Origin of the sequence: Idiomarina sp. ST20R2A10 (assembly GCF_051842345.1) — a bacterium.
Lineage (GTDB): Bacteria > Pseudomonadota > Gammaproteobacteria > Enterobacterales > Alteromonadaceae > Idiomarina > Idiomarina loihiensis.
In genome coordinates, this window is sequence record NZ_JBNIEY010000042.1 from 1 (window position 1) to 277 (window position 277).

Below are 277 nucleotides of genomic sequence, written 5' to 3' on the forward strand. Positions count from 1 at the left end.
CATTCCGGTGATCCATCGATTTACGGCGCCATGGCCGAACAGATGCGCCGACTGGACAGTCTCGGCATTCCCTATGATGTGACGCCGGGTGTGCCAGCCTTTGCGGCCGCTGCCGCCGCCATGAAACAGGAATGCACCCGCGCGACATCGAGGCCTTTAGCGTGTGCGACTTCCATTTCGGCGATGATCTCGTCCAAAGTTAGGGATGAACTGTCGACCAGACGCGCATCCTTTGGTGCCCCAGCAACAAGTTCAATCGGCACCAGTGATCCCGCAT

1 protein-coding gene is annotated in these 277 nt (G+C 58.8%); it reads left to right on the forward strand.

Going from position 1 to position 277, the window contains the following annotated elements:
• Positions 1–42: 42 nt before the first annotated feature.
• The coding region (locus ACP7H9_RS14255; protein WP_439222940.1) for a hypothetical protein at positions 43–277 on the forward strand (235 nt) is incomplete at its 3' end.